The 550-nt window shown below is 51.5% G+C and carries 1 protein-coding gene; it reads right to left on the bottom strand.

Going from position 1 to position 550, the window contains the following annotated elements:
• Window positions 1-550, bottom strand: a 550-nt coding sequence (locus LRL21_RS44825; RefSeq protein WP_240422216.1) for a hypothetical protein, incomplete at both ends; no start/stop codon positions are given.

Here is a 550-nt window from a genome sequence, read left to right as displayed (position 1 = left end):
CCACCCTGATTCATTCCCCAGAGTAACCGGTATTTGTTTTTCGATCCCGTCGTGAAGGTCACCACTTTACTCCCCACCGTTCCCGCTGGATCTGTCCACGACGTCCAACCGAAATCCCGGTCTTCCTCCTCACTCCGCGCGACAAAGTAGTAAAAACCGTTGGTGGCTGTCACCGCCTTGTGCTTAAACGATACGGTATAGGTCGTGTTTTTCTCCAGCTGCATTTTGCTGGGATCCGAAATACTAAATTCTTGCCAATATTGGCTTGGCGCTGCCTCTGCATAGGCCGAATATTGGCCTGTTATGACTTTCTGAGGATCATTCGTTATGATCCCTGCTCCCGGTCCGAAGCTCGTCGCTTCATAGGTCCCGCGCTCAAACGATTCATTGAGCTTCGTGACCTGGATATCATCAATCGACAAGCCCCCACCCTGATTCATTCCCCAGAGTAACCGGTATTTGTTTTTCGATCCCGTCGTGAAGGTCACCACTTTACTCCCTACCGTTCCCGCTGGATCTGTCCAGGATGTCCAACCGAAATCCCGGTCTT

Source organism: Paenibacillus periandrae, assembly GCF_022458865.1.
In the GTDB taxonomy this organism is placed as follows: domain Bacteria; phylum Bacillota; class Bacilli; order Paenibacillales; family NBRC-103111; genus Paenibacillus_S; species Paenibacillus_S periandrae.
This window is presented reverse-complemented; position numbering and strand designations above follow the sequence as displayed.